The sequence below is a fragment of the Suttonella ornithocola genome (assembly GCF_001889065.1).
GTDB lineage: Bacteria > Pseudomonadota > Gammaproteobacteria > Cardiobacteriales > Cardiobacteriaceae > Suttonella_A > Suttonella_A ornithocola.
Genome location: NZ_LWHB01000236.1, coordinates 1 through 702, shown reverse-complemented (window position 1 = coordinate 702; position 702 = coordinate 1). Strand labels below are relative to the sequence as shown.

Here is a 702-nt window from a genome sequence, read left to right as displayed (position 1 = left end):
TCTTATCATCCTTTACCTAAAAGCAAGCTAACCACTTGGAAACAATATAGCAATATTTATTTAGAGGCGATAACTGATATTAAAAAACAAGGATACACGGATAAATAGCTGCGGTTTCACGTGGAACAGTTCTATATATAGCCAACTTCCAAATGCATACAACGTTAACTCAATATACACTTTGAAAACAGCATACTATCTTCAAGTACGATATGCATTTTTTGGGAGCCCTGCTATATTTAGTAAATATCATTTTAAACTTAAAAAATTATTTGCTTTTCAGTCAAATATTGCCAATAGCGTAACGGAATATGCTGAAGATGTAATCGTCTATTTTTACGCTCTCTAATCGTAGCAGCTGAAAAATACGTTTGCCAAAGTCGCTGATAAAAGCTTTCATCTGCGGCAAGACTAGATTGAATTATCTGCTCATTTATTTTACAGACCTCTATCCCTTTCCCTGGCTGATAATACGCACCATAGCCATGTTTTATAGTGCAATCATCTAAAACCCAACCCAATCCAAAGCAGATAAAAGAATAAAGTATCAATACAATCCATCCGCCATTCTTTGCGTATTTGCTTAATCCAAGCCCACATCTTTTCAATGGGATTTAAGTCTGGACTATAAGGGGGTAACCAAACTATTTCATGCCCATGCTCTTCAATGATTGCTTGAATATCACTGCGTTTATGAAAAGC

The 702-nt window shown here is 35.5% G+C and carries 2 protein-coding genes; both read right to left on the bottom strand.

Annotated elements, in window-relative coordinates; translation table 11 throughout:
- Positions 1-260 precede the first annotated feature (260 nt).
- The gene (locus A5N85_RS13355; RefSeq protein ID WP_169818684.1) at positions 261-551 is read right to left on the bottom strand and encodes a DUF4130 domain-containing protein; all 291 of its coding nucleotides are present in this window, start codon (positions 549-551) and stop codon (positions 261-263) included.
- The coding region (locus A5N85_RS13350) for a transposase (protein WP_249023928.1) at positions 502-702 on the bottom strand (201 nt) is incomplete at its 5' end. The genes A5N85_RS13355 and A5N85_RS13350, both read right to left, overlap by 50 nt.